Source organism: Tessaracoccus aquimaris, from assembly GCF_001997345.1.
In the GTDB taxonomy this organism is placed as follows: Bacteria; Actinomycetota; Actinomycetes; order Propionibacteriales; family Propionibacteriaceae; genus Arachnia; species Arachnia aquimaris.
Genome location: NZ_CP019606.1, coordinates 606,408 through 625,815 on the forward strand (window position 1 = coordinate 606,408; position 19,408 = coordinate 625,815).

A 19,408-nucleotide genomic window follows, 5' to 3' on the forward strand; every position below is an offset into this window, starting at 1 on the left:
GCCTGGGTTGGACTGCATCTCTCGTGTGAGGAGTTCTCGTGAATCGCGATCTACTGCGCCAGGTCTGGGTGAGTGCCTCGGCCGTGCTGTGCGTGTACGGCACGCTGCTCGGCTTCGGGGTCATCGGCACACCGGTGGAGGAATCGGCGGGCGGAGCGCTGTCCGCAGATGCCACCCTGCTTGCGCCCGGCGGGCCCGCGTTCTCGATCTGGTCCGTGATCTATCTGGGTCTTGCCGCGTACACGGTGTGGCAGTGGCTTCCAGTCAACAAGGAGTCCGAACGAGCCAGGGCCTCCGGTTGGTTGGCAGGCCTGTCGATGTTGCTCAACGCCGCCTGGATCACGGTGACCCAGTGGGGTTGGGTCTGGGTCAGCGTCGTCGTGATCGTGGTGCTTGCGCTGACGCTCGGGCTCATCGTCCGTGCCCTGACGGTCCTGCCCGCGCATGGCCTCGCGGATCGCATCGTCGTCGACGGAACCTTCGGGCTCTACCTGGGGTGGGTCACGGTCGCCACCTGCGCCAACGTTGCCGCGGCAGGCAGCACGGCAGGGTCTCCGGCGCCCCGGATCCTGCCAGTGGTCGCGATGGTGGTGCTCGCCGCCGCAGCCGGGCTCGGTGTCCTCTTCGCGTTGAGGTTTGGTGGCCGCTTGGCCGTCGCGGTTGCTGCTGCTTGGGGTCTTGCCTGGATCGCGGTGGCGAGGCTGACCGGCCAGCCCGAGTCGACCGCCGTGGGGGCGGTCGCCGTCGTGGCTGCTGTGATCGTGGTGGGTGCTGCTCTGGTGGTCCGGGGGCGGATGTCCGGCGCGCGGGCCGCAGAGGCCTAGTTGGCGGCGCGGTGGACCGCCTCGATCTGGGCGACGACGACCGTGTTGAGGCTGGCAAGGTGCGCGAAGTCCTTGGGTGGCTCGCCGCGGTAGAGCGGGCGCACCGTGGTGAGGACCTCGAACAGTTCATCCTTCGTGAAGACCTGCTTGCGGGTCAGCAGGCGCAGGTCGCCGCGGGCGCTTCGCAGGTCGCGGAGCCTGCCGCGCCAGCCGGGGTTCGACATGGGGGAGTCGGCCTGGTCCATGGCGTCGGCCAGTTGGCCGAGCGCGTCGATCAGCGCGTCGACCTCACCCTTGACGGCGGCGCAGTCCAGGGCGGTCGTGGTGGCAGGCGCGTCGTCGCGCCCGAAGAGCCTGCTCATGATCCCCATCGGGGTACCGCCTTTCGTCGCTAGAGCAACACTATCTGCCTTCATCCCTTCGCACCTGATCGGGCCGTTGGTAGCACCGCGGGGCCACCCGAATGGATGGCCCCGCGGTGGTCGGGTCGGAGGGTGTCAGCGCAGCGTGAAGGTGTACTCCCGCGAGTTGCCCGCGACGTCGAAGACGACGAGCGTGTTGGTGCCCTTGACGGCGCCCATCACGCCCGGCTTGAGGAAGTTGACGTCGGACCACTGGTTGTCGGTGAGGTCCTTCTCGACGCCGTTGACGGTGACCCGGTCGACCTTGCCCGCGTCGTGCAGCTTGAAGCTGATCAGCTTGTAGCCCTTCTTGCCCGTCTTGTGGGTGAAGGGCTTGCCCTCCTTGACGGTGGCGGTGGGGGCGGTCAGGTCGATCGTGAACGGGGCGGTGCGGGTCGCGGAGATGTTGCCCCACAGGTCCTGGGCGTTGTAACGGATCGTGTAGTCGCCCTCGGGGAGGTCGACGGTCGCGGTGTGGACGCCGGAGGTGGCGCCGTCGATCGGGGTCTGCGTGCTCTTCACGAGGCGGTCGCCGCGGTAGATGTTGGCGACGATGCGCTTGAGTCCGCGGTCGTCGGTCGCCGAGACCTGCAGCGACAACTGGGTCGAGGGGCCCGCGTCGGTGGGCTGCACCAGGGTCACACTCGGCTTGGTGGTGTCGGGCACCTGCTTGTAGACGGCCTTGAGTCCCTTCATGGGCACCGTCAACCCGGAGATGTAGTCCTGCTGGTTCCTGGAGGTGAGGTTGTAGGTCACGAGCGCGCCGTATCCCTCATCGACGGTGCGCTTGGCATAGCCAGCGGCACGGTCGGCGGCCGTCTGGGACAGGTCGACGGCCCCGGGTGCCAGTTGGTCCTTGGTCATGCCTGCGATCCTCGGAGGGCTCCAGGTGCTGTAGTAGGGGTTGTAGGCGTAGTCGATGTAGTCGGCGCCGTTCTCCCCGCCGTAGACCAGCGAGTTCATGGCCGGCCCGATGTTGTAGAAGGTGATCAGCTTGTCGTCGCCGAGTCGCTCCCGGAGCGCCTTGACGAGGTACAGGAAGGAGTAGGCGTTCGGCTGCGGGGTGCCGTTGACGCCGTACCTTGACCACTCGTCGTCGAAGTCGATGCCGTCAAGGCCGTAGGTGTCGACCACTTCCTCGAGTTGGGCCGCGAAGGCGTCGGCCTCCGCATAGGTCTGGAAGTTGGCGATGCCCGCGCCCTGGTGGTTGCCCAGGATGGACAACAGCACCTTGGTGCCCTGCGCCTGCAGCGGCCGGACCTGGTGCTCTGCGTCAGCGAGGGTCTCCGTGACGCGCTCGTTGAGATGCAGATACGCCTTCTCGCCGTCCCAGTTGATGTTGGCGGCGAAGATGTTCGCGATGTCGAAGGCCGGTCGAGTGGTGTTCTCGAGCGTGTAGTCGGCGACGTTGGCGAGGTTGTTGGAGTTGACCTCCACGTAGACGACGGCCTTTGGTTCGGTCGTCTCGTCAGCCCGCGCCTCGGGTGCGGCGCCGAGGGCGCCGAATGCGAGGGCGGCCGCCGCAAGCGTCGCGGTGGCCTTTGCGTGCCACCTGATCGGTCGAGTCATGAGTTGTCCCCTTTGTTGGACGGCTTCATTGCTGTTCGTCGCAGGGAGCGACCAACTCACTGTAGCGCTTAAGTTGGGTCAGGGGACCGACTATGCCGAGAAAGTACGCTGCTGACGCCCCGCTGAGCCGGATCAACGTCAGATGATTGCGCGTGACAACTAAAGCGCATGACTGAGGGGAAGGAGAGGCCCCGCCGTGCGGTGTCGCATCGGCGGGGCCTCGTTTCCTTGGGGGGATCGGGTCAGCCCTTCAGCGCGCCCTCCTGGACGCCCTTGAAGAAGAACCGCTGGGTGAAGGAGAACATCACGATGATCGGGATCAGCGCGATCATGGTGCCTGCGGCGATCAGGCGCGGGTCGACCGCGAAGTTGCCGTTCAGGTAGGCCATGCCGACCGTCAGCGTGTACTTCGACGGGTCGGTGAGCACGATCAGCGGCCACAGGAAGTCGTCCCAGGCGCCGATGAAGGCGAAGATCGCGACGACGGCGACCATGCCGCGGATGTTGGGCCATGCGATGTGGCGGATCCGCTGCCAGGTCGTCGCCCCGTCGACCGTCGCGGCGTCGAGGACGTCCTGGGGGATCATCCGGCAGGCCGTCGCGATCAGCAGCACGTTCATGGCGCTCACCGCGCCGGGGAGGAAGACGCCCCACAGGGTGTCGGCAAGCCCGAGCATCCTGATCGTCAGGAAGTTGCTCGTGACGGTGACCTCGCCGGGCAGCAGCAGCGTCGACAGCAGGATCGCCATCGCGATGATCTTGCCCTTGAAGCGCATGCATCCCAGCGCGTAGCCGGCGAAGGTGGAGAGCACCACGTTGCTGATCACGGTCCCCATCGACACGAGCAGCGAGTGCCAGGCGTAGGTGTAGACCGGGACGATGTCGGTGACCTTCTGGTAGTTCACCAGCGTCGGGTCCTGCGGGATCAGGTTGGGTGGGAACGAGTAGATGTTCTCGTCGGCGCTCTTCAGCGAGGTGGACAACTGCCACAGGAAGGGGCCCACGACGATCGCAAGCATCGCAAGCAGCAACGCATAGCGGCCGATCAGCCCGCCGAGCGAGGGCTTCGAGAAGTCGCCGGAGCCGCGCTTGCGGTAGATCCGCTCCTTGGTGCGGGTGACGGGGGCATCGATGGTCGCGGTGCTCATGCTGCCTTCTTCTCACGGTTCATGAACGCGATCGCGATCAGGGGGATCAGCGTCAGCAGGAAGAGCGCAACGCTGATGGCGGAGGCGTAGCCGACGTTGCCCGTGAGGCCTGAGCCGACCTGACGGATCAGCATCACCAGCGACATGTCGTAGCCGCCGGGGCCTCCGGTGCCCTTGGAGAGGACCTCAAGTTCGGTGAAGATGCGCATCGCGGAGACGGCGATCAGCACGCAGATCAGCAGCATCGCGCCCCGCACGCCCGGAATGGTGACATGGAGGAAGCGGCGGAAGCTGCTCGCTCCGTCGAGTTGGGCCGCCTCGTGGAGCTCCTTGCCGACGTTACCCAGAGCCGCCAGGTAGACGACCATGTAGTAGCCGAGGCCCTTCCACACCGTCAGCAGGATGGAGCAGGCGAGCAGCAGCCAGCGGTCCACCAGGAACGGAACCGGTTGATCTGTCAGCCCCAGGAAGTCGAGCGACTGGTTGACGATGCCGCGGCTGTCGAAGAGCCACTGCCAGATCAGCGCCACCACCACGACCGAGGCGATCACCGGGAAGTAGAAGGTGGTGCGGAAGAACGAGATGCCGGGGATGACCTTCTCGACCAGGAGCGCGAGCAGCAGCGGCAGGATCGTCAGCAGCGGCACGCAGGCCGCGACGTAGATCAGGCAGGTGACGATCGCGTTCCAGAACATCTCGTCGCCGAACATGCGCTCGTAGTTGGCGACGCCGATGAAGGACGGAGGCTTCAGCGGCCGGGCGTTGGTGAAGCTCAGGATGACCGTGTTGAGAAACGGCCAGAGCGAGAACACCAGCACCCAGATGATGGCGGGAGCCACGAGGAGCCAGGGGGTGAACCACTTATGGGACCTCATGACAGTCCCTCCTATCCGGGTGCTGGTGTCTGTGGGTGGTTCCTACTGATCGACCCGGTTGTCGTTGGCGTACTTGACGATCTTGTCGAGCGTGTCCTTCGCGGGGGCGGAGCCGTTGATCGCGAGCGCCATCTGCTGGTTCATGTAGGTCGTCATGTCGCCGGTCCACTGGAACGGAAGCGCCTTGGCGTCCTTCATGGCGGCGAAGACGGTGTCGATCGCCGCGAGCTGCTTCGGGTCGGTGATCGCGGAGGCGATGGCCTTGACGACCTGGTCGCTTCCCTCGGCGGTGCCGGGGGCGGTTCCGGTGGCGATCGTCGAGAAGGCGACCTGGTTGTCGACGTTGGTCACGTACTCGGCGAACGCGAGGGCCGCTGCGGGGTTCTTCGACTCGGCCGAGACGTTGATGCCCTGGACGTACAGCGGGGGAATGCCGAGACGCGGGGTCGCGACGGTGTGCTCGAGGAGCTTCGGCGCGTCCTTGGCGAGGTCGGTGGAGAAGCCGGTGCCACCCGTGGTGAAGGCGACCTTCTCCTGGATGAACGCCTGTGCGTTGCCGCCGTAGGAGCCGGTCAGGGCCTCCGCGGGCATTGCGCCGGCCTTGTAGGCGGTGGCGTAGTTCTCGACGACCTTGACGGCCTCGTCGGAGTTGAAGACGAACTCGCCCTTGTCGTTGATGATCTCGATGCCCTCAGAGCCGAAGGTGTCGAGGGTGGGGATCGAGCTCAGGAGCTGCACCTTGCCGTTCGACTCCTTCGCGACCTTCTCGGCGAGCGTGAGGAGCTCATCGACGGTCTTGGGCAGGTTGTCCGCCGTCACGCCGTAGGGCTGCAACTGCTCCAGGTTCCACCACGAGGCATCCGAGGAGAGGTACCACGGCAGGCCGTAGGTGCCCTCGACGCCCGGGTACTGCGAGTAGGACTCCCAGCCGCCTGCGTTGTACTTGGCCTTCAGTTCCGGGTCAGCCGTGTTCAGGTCGAGGAGCTTGTGCGCCGAGACCAGCGGGTAGGCGATGTCCGGCGGCAGGTTCAGCACGTCGGGCAGCGTGTTGGAGTTGGCCTGGCTCAGGATCTTGTCCTGGTAGCCGTCTCCGGGCTGGTCGAGCCACTCGACCTTGACCTTAGGGTTCTCCTTCTCGAAGTCGGCGATCAACTTCTCGAAGTAGGGGGTGAACTTCTCGTTCTTCAGCGACCAGGTCTGGAACTGGATGTTGCCGCTGAGCTCACCGCCCTTGTCGATGGCGCTGCCGGTGGGCTTGGGGGCTTCGGTCCCCGGGCCACCGGTCGCACCGGTGCATGCGGTCAGGGCGAAGGCGCCTGTGAGCGCCAGGGCCACGCCCGCGAACCAACGCTTGGATTTTGTCATCGTGCACTTCCTTGAGCCGAACGTCCGCTGTGTCGCAACCTCGACAACTACAGCGCTTTAGTTGGATTAAAACGAATGCCTGGTCCGCTGTCAAGCGCGGTGATCAAAACGTTATCTAGGTGCAGCGGTTGATTCGCGCTGCACGACGTGCATTTCCATGGCGGTCGGGGCGGTGCTCTCGTGGGCCAGGAGTTCGAGCATCTGACCCGCCGCGACCCTTCCGAGCGCGACGGCGTCGCGATTGAGCGCCGTCAGCGTCGGGTGCAGCACCTGGCATGTGGTCGAGTCCTCCCAGGACACGATGGACACGTCGCCGGGGATCGAGAGGCTGGAGGCCGTGATCGCCCGCATGCCCGCGAGCGCCATCACCTCGGAGTCGTAGACGATCGCCGTCGGAGGCTGTGGGGCCGCGAGCAGCCGGGAGGTCGCGAGCCTTGCCAGTTCGGGATCGAAGTTGCCGGACAGCGTCTGGCCCCAGATGCCGTGATCGATGCAGAACTGCGCGAACTCGTCCATCCGCTCCTGGGTGTGCCTGAAGCTCTGATCGCCCGTGATGAACGCGATGCGGGTGTGGCCGAGGTCGTCGAGGTGCTGCACGATCAGCCGCATGGCGGCGCCGTTGTCTACCCGGATGCTTCGCATCCGCTCGGTGTCGATGTCGCCGCCCACGATGATCGTCGGGGCGTCGAGGGCCGTCAGGGCCTGCGCCCTGGGGTCGTTGACGCGCGGGTCGAGGACCAGGATGCCGTCGACGCGGCCGTCGCTCATCCACGCCTGGTGAAGCGCGATTTCGCTCGCCATGTCGGTGGCCATCTGCAGGAGGAGCGAGTAGCCGTGGGGGCTCAGTTCCGCTTGGACTCCCGCGATGAATTTCGCGAAGAAGATCTCCTCGCCGATCACCTCGGCCGGGCGGGTCAGGACCAGCCCGATCGCCTCCGCGTTCTTGCCCATCAGTGTCTGCGCCGCGTGGCTCGGGCGCCAGTTCAGCTCCTTGGCGACCGCGAGGATCCTGGCCCGTGTGGCGTCGGAGACACCCCGCTTACCGTTGATCGCCATGGAGACCGCGCCGCTTGTCACCCCGGCGCGCTCGGCGATGTCGGCGATCGTGACGCGCTTCTTCTTGCGCCCTGCTGCAGGGGGTGCGCTCTTCTCGGCCATCGTGCCTCCGCTCAACTTCTTCAGCGAACCATACCTGGCCCTGCGCGAACCGGGGGATTGGCATCGCTGCGTAAAGCGCTATAGTGATCCGAACCGGTCAACGCCGGAACAGCAATTCGGTCGCCCCAGGCAACGAGGCAGAGGCATGAAATTCGGAGTCAACTACACCCCGCGAGTCGGCTGGTTCCACCATTGGGTCGACTACGACCCGAGCGAGGTCGCGCGCGATTTCGACACCATCAAGGAACTGGGTGCCGATCATGTGCGGGTCTTCCCGCTGTGGCCGGTGTTCCAGCCCAACCCGACGTACGTCAGCCCCGTGGCGCTGCGCAGGCTCGAGGAGACCATCGCGATCGCCGCCGAGCGGGGCCTCGGCGTCGCCGTTGACGGGCTGCAGGGGCATCTGTCGAGCTTCGACTTCCTGCCGTCGTGGCTGTTGACGTGGCACCGCAGGAACATGTTCACGGACGCCTTCGCCATGGAGGCGACGCACCGCTACCTGCGCGACCTCGCGAAGGCGTGTGCCGGGCACGACAACGTGTTCGCGCTGACGATCGGCAACGAGGTCAACCAGTTCACAGGGGCGGTCCACCCCGAGCCGCACCCGGCGACCCCGCGCGACATCACCTTGTGGCTCGACACGATGCTGTCGGCGCTGCGCGAGGGCGCCCCGGGCAAGGACGTCCTGCACTCGTGCTACGACGCGTCCTGGTACGACGACGCGCAGCCGTTCACGCTTGAACACGTCGCCAGGTGGGGCGACATCACGGCCGTGCACGCCTGGGTCTTCAACGGCACAGCCCAGCGCTTCGGCCCCGACTCCTTCGAGACGCGCGCGCACGCCAGGTACATGGTCGAGGTGGCCCGCGCCTTCCAGGTCGACCCCGAGCGGCCGATCTGGCTGCAGGAGATCGGCGCGCCGCGCAACGTGCTGCCCGAGGCCTCCGTCGAGCCGTTCATCCGCGAGACGGTAGCCCAGGCGGCGGGAGCCGGGTTGAGCGGCATCACCTGGTGGTGCTCGCACGATGTCGCCCGGGGTCTCGGCGACTACCCGGAACTGGAGTACGACCTCGGCCTCATCGACGAGTCGGGCCGCATCAAGCGGGAGGGCCGGATCGTCGCCGAGGCGGTCGCGGAAGCGGCCTCGGCCCCCGTCGATCGGGGCGCCGCGGCGCTCGAACTCGATCTCGCCGGTGACGGAGGGCGCGCGGCGCTCGCCCCGGGCGGTAGCTTCTGGAGTGACTACATGACCACCGCCCGAAGGTTCGGGCATCCGCGCATCACGCTCGTCGGCGATCGCGTCGGGCTGGGAGGACTCGCACATGCATGAGAATCAGGCACTCACGATCGGCCGCGTCAAGCGCGTCCTCGACGAACGGCTCCGGCCCGCCGTCTACTCGTATCCCCACCCCCTGACGATCGCCAGGCACGTCGTCGACGGCGAGCCGATCCCCGTCAGCGAGGGCCTCGCGGCAGAGTACGCTCCGACTGAGGTCGGGCAGCGCTGGGGCCGCGCCTGGGACACCACCTGGTTCCGCATCGACGGCGAGGTGCCTGAGGCGTTCGCTGGCCGCCGCGTCGAGATCGTGGCCGACCTCGGCTTCGACATCAACATGCCCGGCTTCCAGTGCGAGGGCCTTGTCTACCTGGCAGACGGCACGCCCGTGCGATCGCTGAACCCGAGGGCGCAGTGGATCCCCGTGTCGAAGGACGCCGACGGTGGAGAGCGCCTCGAGTACTTCATCGAGGCCGCCTCCAACCCCGTGCTGCTCGACTACCACCCGTTCCTGCCGACCGAACAGGGTGACGTGCTCACCGCGAGCCAGGACGAGCTCTACCGGATCCGGCGCGTCGACGTGTGCGTCTTCGAGGGCGAGGTCTTCGAACTTGTCCACGACGTCGAGGTGCTCGTCCAGTTGGCCGAGCAGCTCCCCGAGGAGTCGGCGCGCCGCGCCCAGATCCTGCGGGCGCTCGACAGGAGCCTGAACCGGGTCAACCTGCAGGACGTCGCGGGCACCGCCGCGGCAGGCCGCGCCGAACTGCGTGACGTGCTCGCCAGCCCGGCGGAGCCGAGCGCGCACCGGCTGACCGCCGTCGGCCACGCCCACATCGACTCCGCGTGGCTGTGGCCGCTGCGTGAGACGGTCCGCAAGGTGGCGCGCACGAGTTCGTCGATGGTCACGCTGCTCGAGGAGGACGAGGACTTCGTTTACGCGATGTCCAGCGCGCAGCAGTACGACTGGCTCAAGCGCGAGCGCCCCGAGGTGTTCGCCCGGGTCAAGCAGGCCGTCGCCGACGGTCGCTTCGTGCCGATCGGCGGCATGTGGATCGAGCCGGACGCGGTGCTTCCCTCCGGAGAGAGCTTCATCCGCCAGATCAGCCACGGCCAGCGCTTCTTCCGCGACGAGTTCGGCGTCGAATGCAAGGGCGCCTGGCTTCCCGACAGCTTCGGCTACACCGGCGCGCTGCCGCAGTTGCTCGTCGGCTCGGGATTCGAGTGGTTCCTGACCCAGAAGATCTCCTGGAACCAGGTCAACCGGTTCCCGCACCACACGTTCTGGTGGGAGGGCATCGACGGCACCCGTGTCTTCACGCACTTCCCGCCCATGGACACCTACAACTCCCAGTTGAGCGGCGAGGAGGTCGCTCGCGCGGCGCGCCAGTTCAAGGAGAAGTCCGTCGCCAAGTCCTCGCTCGCACCGACGGGCTGGGGCGACGGCGGCGGAGGCACCACTCGCGAGATGCTCGCCCGTGCCAAGCGGATGGCCGACCTTGAGGGCAGCCCCCAGGTTGTCCTGGAGTCCCCGAACGACTTCTTCGAGCGGGCCATGGCCGAGCTTCCCTCGCCCGACGTGTGGCGCGGCGAGCTCTACCTCGAGCTGCACCGGGCCACCTTCACGACGCAGCACCACACCAAGCAGGGCAACAGGCAGAGCCAGCGGCTGCTGCTTGAGGCCGAGCTGTGGGCCTCGGTCGCCGCGACCAGGGCCGGCTTCGACTACCCGTACGACGAGCTGGACGAGTTGTGGCGCGAGGTCCTGCTGCTGCAGTTCCACGACATCCTGCCCGGCACCTCGATCGCCTGGGTGCACCGCGAGGCGGAGGAGAGCTACGCCAGGATCGCCGAGAGGCTTGAGGGCATCGTCTCCGAGGCGCTCGCCGCTCTCGGCGTGACGCTGGGGGAGGGTCCGCTCGTGGTCAATGCCGCACCGGTCGCCGAGCTGTCGGTTGCCGCCGCGTCGGTCGCCGACGCCGGCGCCGCCGTGGCGTCGGAGGCCAAGGCTGACGGCGAGACCTTCGTGCTGTCGAGCGACCTGGCTCGCGTCGAGATCGACGGGGCGGGGCACGTCGTCTCGCTCGTCGACCTGCGCACCGGCCGCGAGGCGATCGTCGAGGGGGAGCGCGGCAACCTGCTGCAGCTTCACCAGGACTTCCCGAACATGTGGGACGCGTGGGACGTCGACGCGCACTACCTCGACATGCGCGAGGACCTCGACGGCCCGGCAGAGGTCTCGCTCGACGGTGCGAGCGTCGTGGTGCGCCGCACCTTCGGCGCCTCCAGCATCGTGCAGCGGCTCGCCCTCGACGCGACGGGCCGGTTGCTGACGATCGACTGCGAGGTCGACTGGCAGGAGGACGAGAAGTTCCTGAAGCTGGCGTTCCCCGTCGACGTGTTCGCAGACGAGGTGCTCGCCGAGACCCAGTTCGGGTACCAGCACCGCGCCAACCACACCAACACCTCGTGGGAGGCGGCCCGCTTCGAGACGCACGCCCAGCGCTGGTTCCTGGTGCAGGAGCCCGGCTTCGGCGTCGCCTTCCTCAACGAGTCGAGCCACGGTTTCGACGTGACTCGGGTACACGGTGAGCACGGCGTCGGGAACCTGGCGCGGTTCTCGCTGCTGCGCGCGCCGAAGTTCCCGGACCCGCGCGCGGACCGTGGCACGCACCGACTGCGGCTCGGCGTCCTGGTCGGCGCCGACGTGGCCGACGCCACGACGGCAGGCTGGGCCTTCGAGCACCCGGGTCGCGCCGCCTCGGGCGAGTCGGTCGCCCCGATCGCAACGTCCAGCAACCCCGCGGTGATCGTCAGCGCCATCAAGCTGGCCGACGACCGCTCGGGCGATCTGATCGTGCGACTCTACGAGTCGCGCGGCGGCCGCGCCGAGACCCGGATCGCGCTCGAGGTCCCCGGTACGGTTCGCGTGTCGGCGACCGACCTGATCGAGCGGGGCGACCTCGGCGACCTGGCCCTCGAGGACGGAGCGGTCGCGCTGACGATGCGTCCCTTCGAGGTCGCGACCCTGAGGGTGCGCCGCTGACCGGCCGCCACCGAGCCTGACGACCCGCCGGGGCGTCGACACCTGAGTAGGTGCCGACGCCCCGGTGGTTCGCTTGTGCGGGGAACGCGCCATCTGGCCGGAGGCGCCCTGGCAAGCGTGATCCGATTGTTACCCCACGCAATTGACACGTTTCAATTGCGGTGCGTAAGGTTCTCTCATCCACGGCTCGAGGCAGAGCCAGAGACCCGACGAGGAGGTTGGGAATGGCAGATGAGCCGACGTTGACGCTGAAGGGTGTCAGCAAGAGGTTCGGAGCCGTCGTCGCACTCCGCGACGGCGAACTCGACTTGTACCCCGGTTCGATCCACGCGTTGGTCGGCGAGAACGGCGCGGGCAAGTCCACCCTTGTCAAGATCATCGCGGGCCTCTACCACCGCGACACGGGCGACTTCGAACTGGAGGGCCGACCGGTCAACTTCAGGTCGACCGCCGACTCCAAGGCCGCCGGCATCGCCGTCATCTACCAGGAGCCGACCCTCTTCCCCGACCTGTCCGTGACCGAGAACGTCTTCATGGGGCGTCAACTCACCAAGGGCATGGGCATGATCGACCGCCCCGCGATGCGGGCCGAGGTCGAGGGCCTGATGCGCAGGCTCGGCGTCCAACTCGACCCGGACCGCCCGGCGGACGGCCTGTCGATCGCCGACCAGCAGATCATCGAGATCGCCAAGGCCATCTCGCTCGACGCGAAGGTCCTCGTCATGGACGAGCCCACCGCGGCACTGTCGGGCGTCGAGGTCGACCGGCTCTTCGCGGTCGCCAGGTCGCTGCGCGACGAGGGCAGGGCGCTGATGTTCATCTCGCACCGCTTCGACGAGGTCTTCGACCTGTGCGACACGATCACCGTGATGCGCGACGGCGCCTACATCTCGACCATGCCGACGGCCGACACCACGACCGGGCAGATCGTCAAGATGATGGTGGGCCGGGACGTCAACGAACTGTTCCCGAAGCTCGAGGCCACCATCGGTGAACCCGTGCTCAGCGTCAAGGGGCTGACCCGCCCCGGCGTCTTCAGCGACATCACCTTCGACGTCCGGGCGGGCGAGATCGTCGCCCTCGCGGGACTCGTCGGGGCGGGTCGCTCCGAGGTGGCCCGTGCCGTGTTCGGCATCGACGCGTACACGGAGGGGAGCGTCACCGTGGGCGGCGCCCTCGTCAAGCCAAACAACCCCGGGGCCGCGATGGCGCTCGGCGTCGCGCTGGTCCCCGAGGACCGCCGCAAGCAGGGCCTCGTCGTGGACGCCCCCGTGCGGACCAACCTCACCGACGCCATCCGGCAGCGCCTCGTTCGGTTCGGGCTCATCACGGGCGCCCGGGAGAACGTCGCCGCGAGGCAATGGGCGCGCAAGCTTGAGGTCAAGACGTCGGCGCTGGACGCCGTCGCGGGGACCCTCTCGGGAGGAAACCAGCAGAAGGTGGTCCTTGCCAAGTGGCTCGCGACCGACCCGAAGGTGCTCATCATCGACGAGCCGACCCGCGGCATCGACGTCGGCACCAAGTCCGAGGTGCACCGCATGATGTCCGAACTGGCCTGCGGCGGCATGGCGATCCTGATGATCTCCTCGGAGCTTCCCGAGGTGCTCGGCATGGCCGACCGCGTGCTCGTGATGCGTGAGGGGCGGCTCACGGCCGCCCTTGACCGCGCCGAGGCCGACCCGGAGTCCGTGATGCGGGCCGCGACCCAGGCCGAGGAGGCCGCATGACGACCACGCTGGAGGAGCCACGCGAGGCCACCCCATCGAGAGGGCCGCGACGCGGTCCCGCGGCAGCGCTGCTGCGACTTCTGAAGTCCCGCGAGACCGGCGTCGCGCTCGTGCTGATCCTGATCGTGGCCATCACGACGCTGAAGAACCCCGCGTTCCTGGTCAGCGGTGACGGCTTCCGCGACCTGCTCGTGACCCCGTCGATCCTGCTCGTCGTCGTGCTCGGCCAGGCCGTTGTCATCATCACGCGCAACGTCGACCTGTCCGTCGGCTCGGTCCTGGGCCTCACCGCGTACTTCGTCGGGACGCTGTTCGTCGCGTTCCCCACCATCCCCGTCCCGCTGATGTTCCTGATCGGTTGCGCCTTCGGCGCAGCGCTCGGCTTCCTCAACGGCGCCCTCGTGGCGTTCGGGAGGGTGCCCGCCATGGTGATCACGCTCGGCACGCTCTACGCGTTCCGCGGCATCAACGTCTGGTGGACCGGATCCAACCGGATCAACGCCTCCGACCTGCCGAGCGGGTTCCTGAGGCTCGGCACCCAGCAGGTCCTCGGCATCCCCGTCCTGACGATCATCGCGCTCGTCGCGCTGGCGATCGTTGCCTGGTACATGCACAACACCCGCGGCGGGCGCGAGTTCTACGCCATCGGCTCCGACCCGGCGGCCGCCGAACTGTACGGCCTGGACAAGACCAAGCGGGTGCTCGCCGCCTTCGTCTTCTCCGGCATGATGGCGGGCCTCGCTGGCGTCCTGTTCGCCGCCCGCTACGGCACCATCAACTCGCAGGCGGGCGACGGCTTCGAACTCGAGGCGGTCGGCGCGGCCGTGATCGGCGGCGTCGCGATCACCGGAGGCACAGGCACCGTGATCGGCGCGGCCCTGGGCGCCTTCCTGCTCGTCACCATCAACCGGGCGCTCCCCGTGCTCGGCATCCCCGACTTCTGGCAGCGGGCCGTCGTCGGCGCCCTCATCCTCGGAGCGATCGTGCTCGACCGGGTGCTGGCCAAGCGCGAACACCGCCGCCTGATCGAGAAGCGAGACCGATGATGAGCCTGGAACGCACCTACCAGGACTACGGCCACCCGCTGTGGCGCCGCTGGCTGGTCAACCGCGAGTCGGCGATCATCGTGCTGCTGATCGCGGTGCTTGCCTACGCGTCGATCGCGGTGCCGAAGTTCGCTACCCCCGCGACGTTGACCTACCTGCTGCTCGACGTGGCCACCATCCTGATGATCGCGCTCGCCATGACGCCCATCATGATCACCGGCGACATCGACCTGTCGGTCGGCTCGATGGTCGGGCTGAGCTCCGTGGTGTTCGGCGTCCTCTTCCAGGCGGGCTGGTCGATCCCCGTCGCGATCATCGCCGCCCTCGCGGTCGGGGCGTTGGGCGGCGCGCTCAACGGCCTGCTCGTGACCAGGATCGGGCTGCCAGCGCTCGCCGTCACCATCGGCACCATGGCGCTGTTCCGCGGCATCGCCGTCGGCCTGCTCGGCACCACCGCCGTGACCAAGTTCCCGAAGGAATGGACGTCGCTGGCGAAGGCCAAGATCCCCGGCACCCCGATCCCCATGGTGATGATCCTGTTCGTGGTGCTGCTGATCGCCTTCGCGCTGATGCTGCACTTCAGCTCGTTCGGTCGCGGCGTCTACGCCATCGGACGCAGCAAGGACGCCGCCGCCTTCTACGGCGTCAACGTCGCCCGCACCCGGCTGATCCTGTTCATCATCAGCGGCGTCATCGCCGCCCTCGGCGGGATCTACTACACGCTGCGCTACGGCTCCGCCCGCGGCGACAACGCGACGGGCCTCGAACTCCAGGTCATCGCGGCCGTGGTGCTCGGCGGGGTCTCCGTCTTCGGCGGCAGGGGCGCCCTGCACGGCGTCATCGCGGGCGTCCTGCTGATCGGTGCGCTCTCCAGCGCGCTGCGGCTTGCCAACGTCACCGCAGACGTCATCAACATCATCACCGGCGTGCTGCTGGTGGTCTCCGTCGTCGCGAGCTCCCTCATCGACTGGGTGCAGGCGCGCCGAACCAAACGACTCAACAGAACCTCATCCACTCCCCAGCCGGCGACCGTCGGCTGATCACTCCAACACAAGGGAAGAATCAATGAAGCTCATGTCCCTCAGCGGCAAGCTCATCGCGGCAGCCGCCGCGATCAGCCTCGGCCTCACCGCCTGCGGCGGAACCACCCCGGCCAACCCCACCGACTCTCCCGCGGCCACCGGCGGCGGTGGCGGAGGCGAGGCCTCGGGCGACCTGTCGATCACGTTCCTGCCCAAGAACCTCGGCAACCCCTACTTCGACACCTCGAGCAAGGGCGGCAAGGCCGCCGTCGAGGAGTTCAAGGGCACCTTCGCCGAGGTCGGCCCCGCGTCGGCGACCCCTGACGCTCAGGTCAGCTACATCAACACCCTGACCCAGCAGCAGGTCGGCGCCATCGTCGTGTCCGCCAACGACCCGCAGGCCATCTGCGACGCCCTCAACGAGGCGCGCGACGCCGGCACCAAGGTCGTCACCTTCGACTCTGACACCAACCCCGAGTGCCGCGACCTGTTCGTCAGCCAGGCCGACGCCGCGGGCATCGCCAAGGTGCAGGTCGACATGATCGCCGAGCAGATCGGCGACGCGGGCGAGATCGCCATCCTCTCGGCGTCGGCCAACGCGACCAACCAGAACGCCTGGATCGACCTCATGAAGAAGGACCTGGCCGACAACCACCCGAACATCAAGATGGTTGAGGTCGTCTACGGAGACGACGACGACCAGACCTCGTTCGACAAGACCGCCGCCCTGATCCAGACCTACCCGGAGCTCAAGGGCATCGTGTCGCCGACCACCGTCGGCATCGCGGCCGCCGCCCGTTACCTGTCGACCTCTTCTGCGAAGGGCAAGGTCGCCATCACCGGCCTCGGCACCCCCAACCAGATGCGCGAGTACGTCAAGGACGGCACCGTCAAGGAGTTCGCGCTGTGGAACCCCGAGGACCTCGGCTACCTGAGCGCCTTCGCAGCCAAGAACCTGATCGACGGCACCATCAAGGGCGCTGAGGGCGACTCGTTCGAGGCGGGCAAGCTCGGCAAGTTCACGGTCGGCGCCGACAGCGTCGTCCTGCTTGGCGACCCGTACCGCTTCAACGCTGACAACATCGACGACTTCGACTTCTGATCGGATCGCATCGGATCGACGGGGAGGGTGGCGCTGCCGCCCTCCCCGTCCCGCATGGAGGGAAGGGCATCATCAACCGTTACTGCTTCATCGGGAGGGTCGCCCCCGAGAACCTCGACGCGTACCGCACGGCGCACGCCGCCGTGTGGCCGGAACTGCTGCGGGCGCTCAAGGACGCGGGCTGGAACAACTACTCGCTGCACCTGGCCGACGACGGGCTACTGATCGGCTACGTCGAGTCGGACGACCTGGACGCCGCCCAGGCGAGGGTCGCAGCCACCGAGGTCAACCGGAGGTGGCAGGCCGAGATGGCCGCCCTGTTCGGCATCGAGGGGGCGCCGGACGAGTCGTGGACGTTCATGCCCGAGGTGTTCCACCTCGAGACCCAACTCGCTGCCGCGGGGGAGGGCCTCACCAGTTGAGGTAGCGGGTCCGCGACAGCAGGAAACCGTGCCCCGTCACGGTGTTCCAGCACGTCAGGCCCGACTCGCTGACGGTGCACGCCCGGTCGTCGATGAGCGTGACCTGGCCGTACTGCAGCGTCGCCGAGGTGCTCATCCACATCGGCGCGTCGCCGTGGCAGTAGACCTCGGCGGCGTCGCCAAGCGTGTAGCCGTCGCAACGGGTGTAGCCGTCCTTTATCTCGTCGGCCATCACCGTCTCCATGGCGGTGCAGGTCAGTTGGCCTTCCCACAGGTCGCAGCCCGCGTTGCCCGAGGGCGTCTTGAAGGCCTCCCCGGGGAACGGGACCGTCGCGCCGGTCACCGGGAGGCAGGCCGACGGGTCGACGCCGTCGGGCAGCGCGATGCCGTTGGGGCAGCCCGACTGCGGCTGCTCCTGCGGGGGCTTCGTTGCCGGCTGTTCCTGGACAGGGGTGGCCGCCGGCTGCGAGGTCGGGGACTCCGGGGCGACCTGCGTCGCCTGCTGGGTCGGCCCGGCGATCGGCTCTTCCTGCGCGGACGGCTCGGCCTCCGGTGAGGGGGCCTGCGATGCAGGCAACCCGGTGAGCCCACCAGTCTTGACGGGGCTGGCCGCTGACCCGCAGCCCGCCAGGACGAGCACCGCGGCGAGCAATGCCGCAGACATCCACCGTGTTCTCATAGCGCCCCCATCCAGGTCTTTGTGCACACCCTAACGGCGGGCAGCGTCATAACCGGGCCCCCGCAAGCCGTTGGATCGGCGGTGCTTTGAGTGGCTGCCACCCCTGAATGTGGCGACCGCTCGGCTAATCTCGTGGTGTGCACGAGCCGACCGAACTAGTCGCGCCGACTCAGGAGGGGACGCCACGCGAGGCCCTCCCCGTCGACGCAGGCGCCGAGCCGCCCGTCTACCGCACCGTCCCGAAGGCCGCGATCCCGCCGACCAGACGTCGGGTCAGCGACGTGTTCGACGCGGTGTTCATCCTCATCGCGCTCGTCTGCGTCGGGTGGCTCTCCGTCCGGCTTCTGATCGCCAGCTTCCAGCTCAGCTGGGTCAGCTTCGTGCCGATCCTCGGGTTCTACGCGGTGGTGGCCTACCTGCTGCTGCCGCGGCTGCACCAGGTCTTCACGAACCTCTACGTCCCGGACTACTTCATTGGCAGGACCCGCACCGGCGACGGGCTGCTCGGCGACCCCGTCAACCTCGCCTTCGACGGCACCGAGGCGGACCTGCACGCCGCCATGCGAGCCGCGGGGTGGAGCCTTGCCGACGAGATCACGATCGCCTCGTCCTTCAAGATGATCGCCTCCACCGTCTTCCGACGCACCTACAAGGAGGCGCCGGTCTCCGACCTGATGCTCTTCAGGCGAAGGCAGGATTTCGCCTACCAGCAGGAGGTGGGCGGGGACGCGTCGAAGCGTCACCACGTGCGCTTCTGGAAGGTGCCGGACGGCTGGCTGCTGCCCGGCGGCGTCCAGGTCGGGTGGGTGGCCGCCGGAACCTACGACCGTCGCGTCGGGTTGTCGCTGTTCACCGGCCAGGTGACGCACAAGATCGACCCGGACACCGATGCGGAGCGCGACTACATTGTCGACACCGTGCGCTACGCCGACCCTGCGGTGGGGCTGCACATCATCGACGGCTTCTCGATCGCCTATCACAGCCGAAACGGTGGGGGCGACTCGATCCGCACCGACGGCAACCTGCCGATCGTCGACGCGAACGGCGCCGCGCAACGCTCACCGGGCCCGTTGCCCGTGCCGGTCTCGGACGCCGCCGCGATCACGAAGCACCACATCCCGCCCGCAGGGCTGCTGTTCGCGGGGCTTCTCGTGCTGCTCCGCTCCGTCCAGACGGTGCTGCTGCTTCCGCTTGTCGTCCGGATCGTCCGTGCGGAGATGGGGGAGACCTGGATGGTGATCGTGGCATGCGCCACCTTCGTCTCCTTTCCGCTGCTGTACCTGACGCTCTGGCTGCTCACGCTGGCGCGCAGACGCTGGGCGAGGACCCTGTTCATGGTCACCCTGAGCTTGGACGCCGTCTCGTCGTTGCTGGAGACGGTGCCGCACGGCGCGATGCGGATCGTGATGCTCGCAGGCGTCGCGCTGTCGGTGATGACGCTGCTGATGGTGAGTGGGTCAGCGGCGCGCGCCTGGGTCGACGAGCGCAAGAAGCCGGGCGTCGGTGCCGTCAACGCCGACGTGAGCTCCTGAAAGCGCCGGACACCTGCTCATCGCCGGCTCGGCCCTGTGGCCATTCACGCTGCGAGGCTCGGGAAGAGGCCCAGACGACGATGCAAGAAGCCCCGCCTGACCTTGTCAGACGGGGCTGTTCCGTTGTGTCCGAGAGAAGACTTGAACTTCCACGCCCTATACGGGCACTAGCACCTCAAGCTAGCGCGTCTACCTATTCCGCCACCCGGACGAGTGGAC

At 67.7% G+C, this 19,408-nt stretch carries 15 protein-coding genes, 1 tRNA gene and 1 pseudogene; 9 read left to right on the forward strand and 8 right to left on the reverse strand.

Annotated features, from left to right (window positions below):
• Positions 1 to 38: 38 nt before the first annotated feature.
• The gene (locus tag BW730_RS02815) at positions 39 to 824 is read left to right on the forward strand and encodes a tryptophan-rich sensory protein (RefSeq protein ID WP_077684926.1); all 786 of its coding nucleotides are present in this window, start codon (positions 39 to 41) and stop codon (positions 822 to 824) included.
• On the opposite strand, the gene BW730_RS02820 is transcribed toward BW730_RS02815, so the two are convergent.
• From BW730_RS02820 to BW730_RS02845, 6 genes and pseudogenes are all read right to left on the reverse strand, one after another.
• Entirely contained in the window at positions 821 to 1,186 is a 366-nt protein-coding gene (locus BW730_RS02820) for a hypothetical protein (protein WP_145952694.1), read from the reverse strand. The two genes, BW730_RS02815 and BW730_RS02820, sit on opposite strands and share 4 nt — an antisense overlap.
• 726 nt (positions 1,187 to 1,912) lie before the next feature.
• Positions 1,913 to 2,794, reverse strand: a pseudogene (locus tag BW730_RS20240) (endo-beta-N-acetylglucosaminidase H); the annotation flags it as partial.
• 242 nt (positions 2,795 to 3,036) lie between these two features.
• Entirely contained in the window at positions 3,037 to 3,942 is a 906-nt protein-coding gene (locus BW730_RS02830; RefSeq protein ID WP_077684928.1) for a carbohydrate ABC transporter permease, read from the reverse strand.
• Complete coding sequence (locus BW730_RS02835; RefSeq protein WP_077684929.1) at positions 3,939 to 4,817, reverse strand: carbohydrate ABC transporter permease; 879 nt, start codon at positions 4,815 to 4,817, stop codon at positions 3,939 to 3,941. The genes BW730_RS02830 and BW730_RS02835 overlap by 4 nt, the downstream gene beginning before the upstream one ends.
• 42 nt (positions 4,818 to 4,859) lie before the next feature.
• Entirely contained in the window at positions 4,860 to 6,182 is a 1,323-nt protein-coding gene (locus BW730_RS02840; RefSeq protein ID WP_077684930.1) for an ABC transporter substrate-binding protein, read from the reverse strand.
• Positions 6,183 to 6,293: 111 nt separating this feature from the next.
• Positions 6,294 to 7,340, reverse strand: coding sequence for a LacI family DNA-binding transcriptional regulator (locus tag BW730_RS02845; protein WP_077684931.1), 1,047 nt, complete (start codon positions 7,338 to 7,340; stop codon positions 6,294 to 6,296).
• A 145-nt stretch (positions 7,341 to 7,485) separates the two neighbouring features.
• Between BW730_RS02845 and BW730_RS02850 the strand changes: the two genes are divergently transcribed.
• From BW730_RS02850 to BW730_RS02880, 7 genes are all read left to right on the forward strand, one after another.
• Positions 7,486 to 8,670, forward strand: a complete 1,185-nt coding sequence (locus tag BW730_RS02850) for a glycoside hydrolase 5 family protein (RefSeq protein WP_077684932.1) — start codon at positions 7,486 to 7,488, stop codon at positions 8,668 to 8,670.
• On the forward strand, positions 8,663 to 11,659 hold the full coding sequence (locus tag BW730_RS02855) for an alpha-mannosidase (RefSeq protein WP_077684933.1): 2,997 nt from the start codon (positions 8,663 to 8,665) through the stop codon (positions 11,657 to 11,659). The genes BW730_RS02850 and BW730_RS02855 overlap by 8 nt, the downstream gene beginning before the upstream one ends.
• A 224-nt stretch (positions 11,660 to 11,883) precedes the next feature.
• Positions 11,884 to 13,386, forward strand: a complete 1,503-nt coding sequence (locus BW730_RS02860) for a sugar ABC transporter ATP-binding protein (protein ID WP_077684934.1) — start codon at positions 11,884 to 11,886, stop codon at positions 13,384 to 13,386.
• The gene (locus BW730_RS02865; RefSeq protein WP_077684935.1) at positions 13,383 to 14,432 is read left to right on the forward strand and encodes an ABC transporter permease; all 1,050 of its coding nucleotides are present in this window, start codon (positions 13,383 to 13,385) and stop codon (positions 14,430 to 14,432) included. The genes BW730_RS02860 and BW730_RS02865 overlap by 4 nt, the downstream gene beginning before the upstream one ends.
• Positions 14,429 to 15,472 carry an ABC transporter permease gene (locus BW730_RS02870; protein WP_077684936.1) on the forward strand — a complete coding sequence of 348 codons (1,044 nt, stop codon included), beginning with the start codon at positions 14,429 to 14,431 and terminating at the stop codon, positions 15,470 to 15,472. Before BW730_RS02865 ends, BW730_RS02870 begins: the two co-directional genes overlap by 4 nt.
• A 25-nt stretch (positions 15,473 to 15,497) precedes the next feature.
• The gene (rhaS, locus tag BW730_RS02875) at positions 15,498 to 16,556 is read left to right on the forward strand and encodes a rhamnose ABC transporter substrate-binding protein (protein WP_077684937.1); all 1,059 of its coding nucleotides are present in this window, start codon (positions 15,498 to 15,500) and stop codon (positions 16,554 to 16,556) included.
• An 89-nt stretch (positions 16,557 to 16,645) separates the two neighbouring features.
• Positions 16,646 to 16,978 (forward strand): L-rhamnose mutarotase, encoded by a 333-nt coding sequence (locus BW730_RS02880; RefSeq protein WP_226997184.1) that lies wholly within the window; start codon positions 16,646 to 16,648, stop codon positions 16,976 to 16,978.
• Here the strand turns inward: BW730_RS02880 and BW730_RS02885 are convergent.
• On the reverse strand, positions 16,968 to 17,642 hold the full coding sequence (locus BW730_RS02885; RefSeq protein ID WP_077684939.1) for a hypothetical protein: 675 nt from the start codon (positions 17,640 to 17,642) through the stop codon (positions 16,968 to 16,970). The two genes, BW730_RS02880 and BW730_RS02885, sit on opposite strands and share 11 nt — an antisense overlap.
• Positions 17,643 to 17,794: 152 nt before the next feature.
• On the opposite strand from BW730_RS02885, the gene BW730_RS02890 reads away from it, so the two are divergent.
• The gene (locus BW730_RS02890; protein ID WP_077684940.1) at positions 17,795 to 19,189 is read left to right on the forward strand and encodes an LssY C-terminal domain-containing protein; all 1,395 of its coding nucleotides are present in this window, start codon (positions 17,795 to 17,797) and stop codon (positions 19,187 to 19,189) included.
• Positions 19,190 to 19,315: 126 nt separating this feature from the next.
• On the opposite strand, the gene BW730_RS02895 is transcribed toward BW730_RS02890, so the two are convergent.
• Positions 19,316 to 19,400: transfer RNA gene (locus BW730_RS02895), tRNA-Leu, on the reverse strand.
• Positions 19,401 to 19,408: the final 8 nt, after the last annotated feature.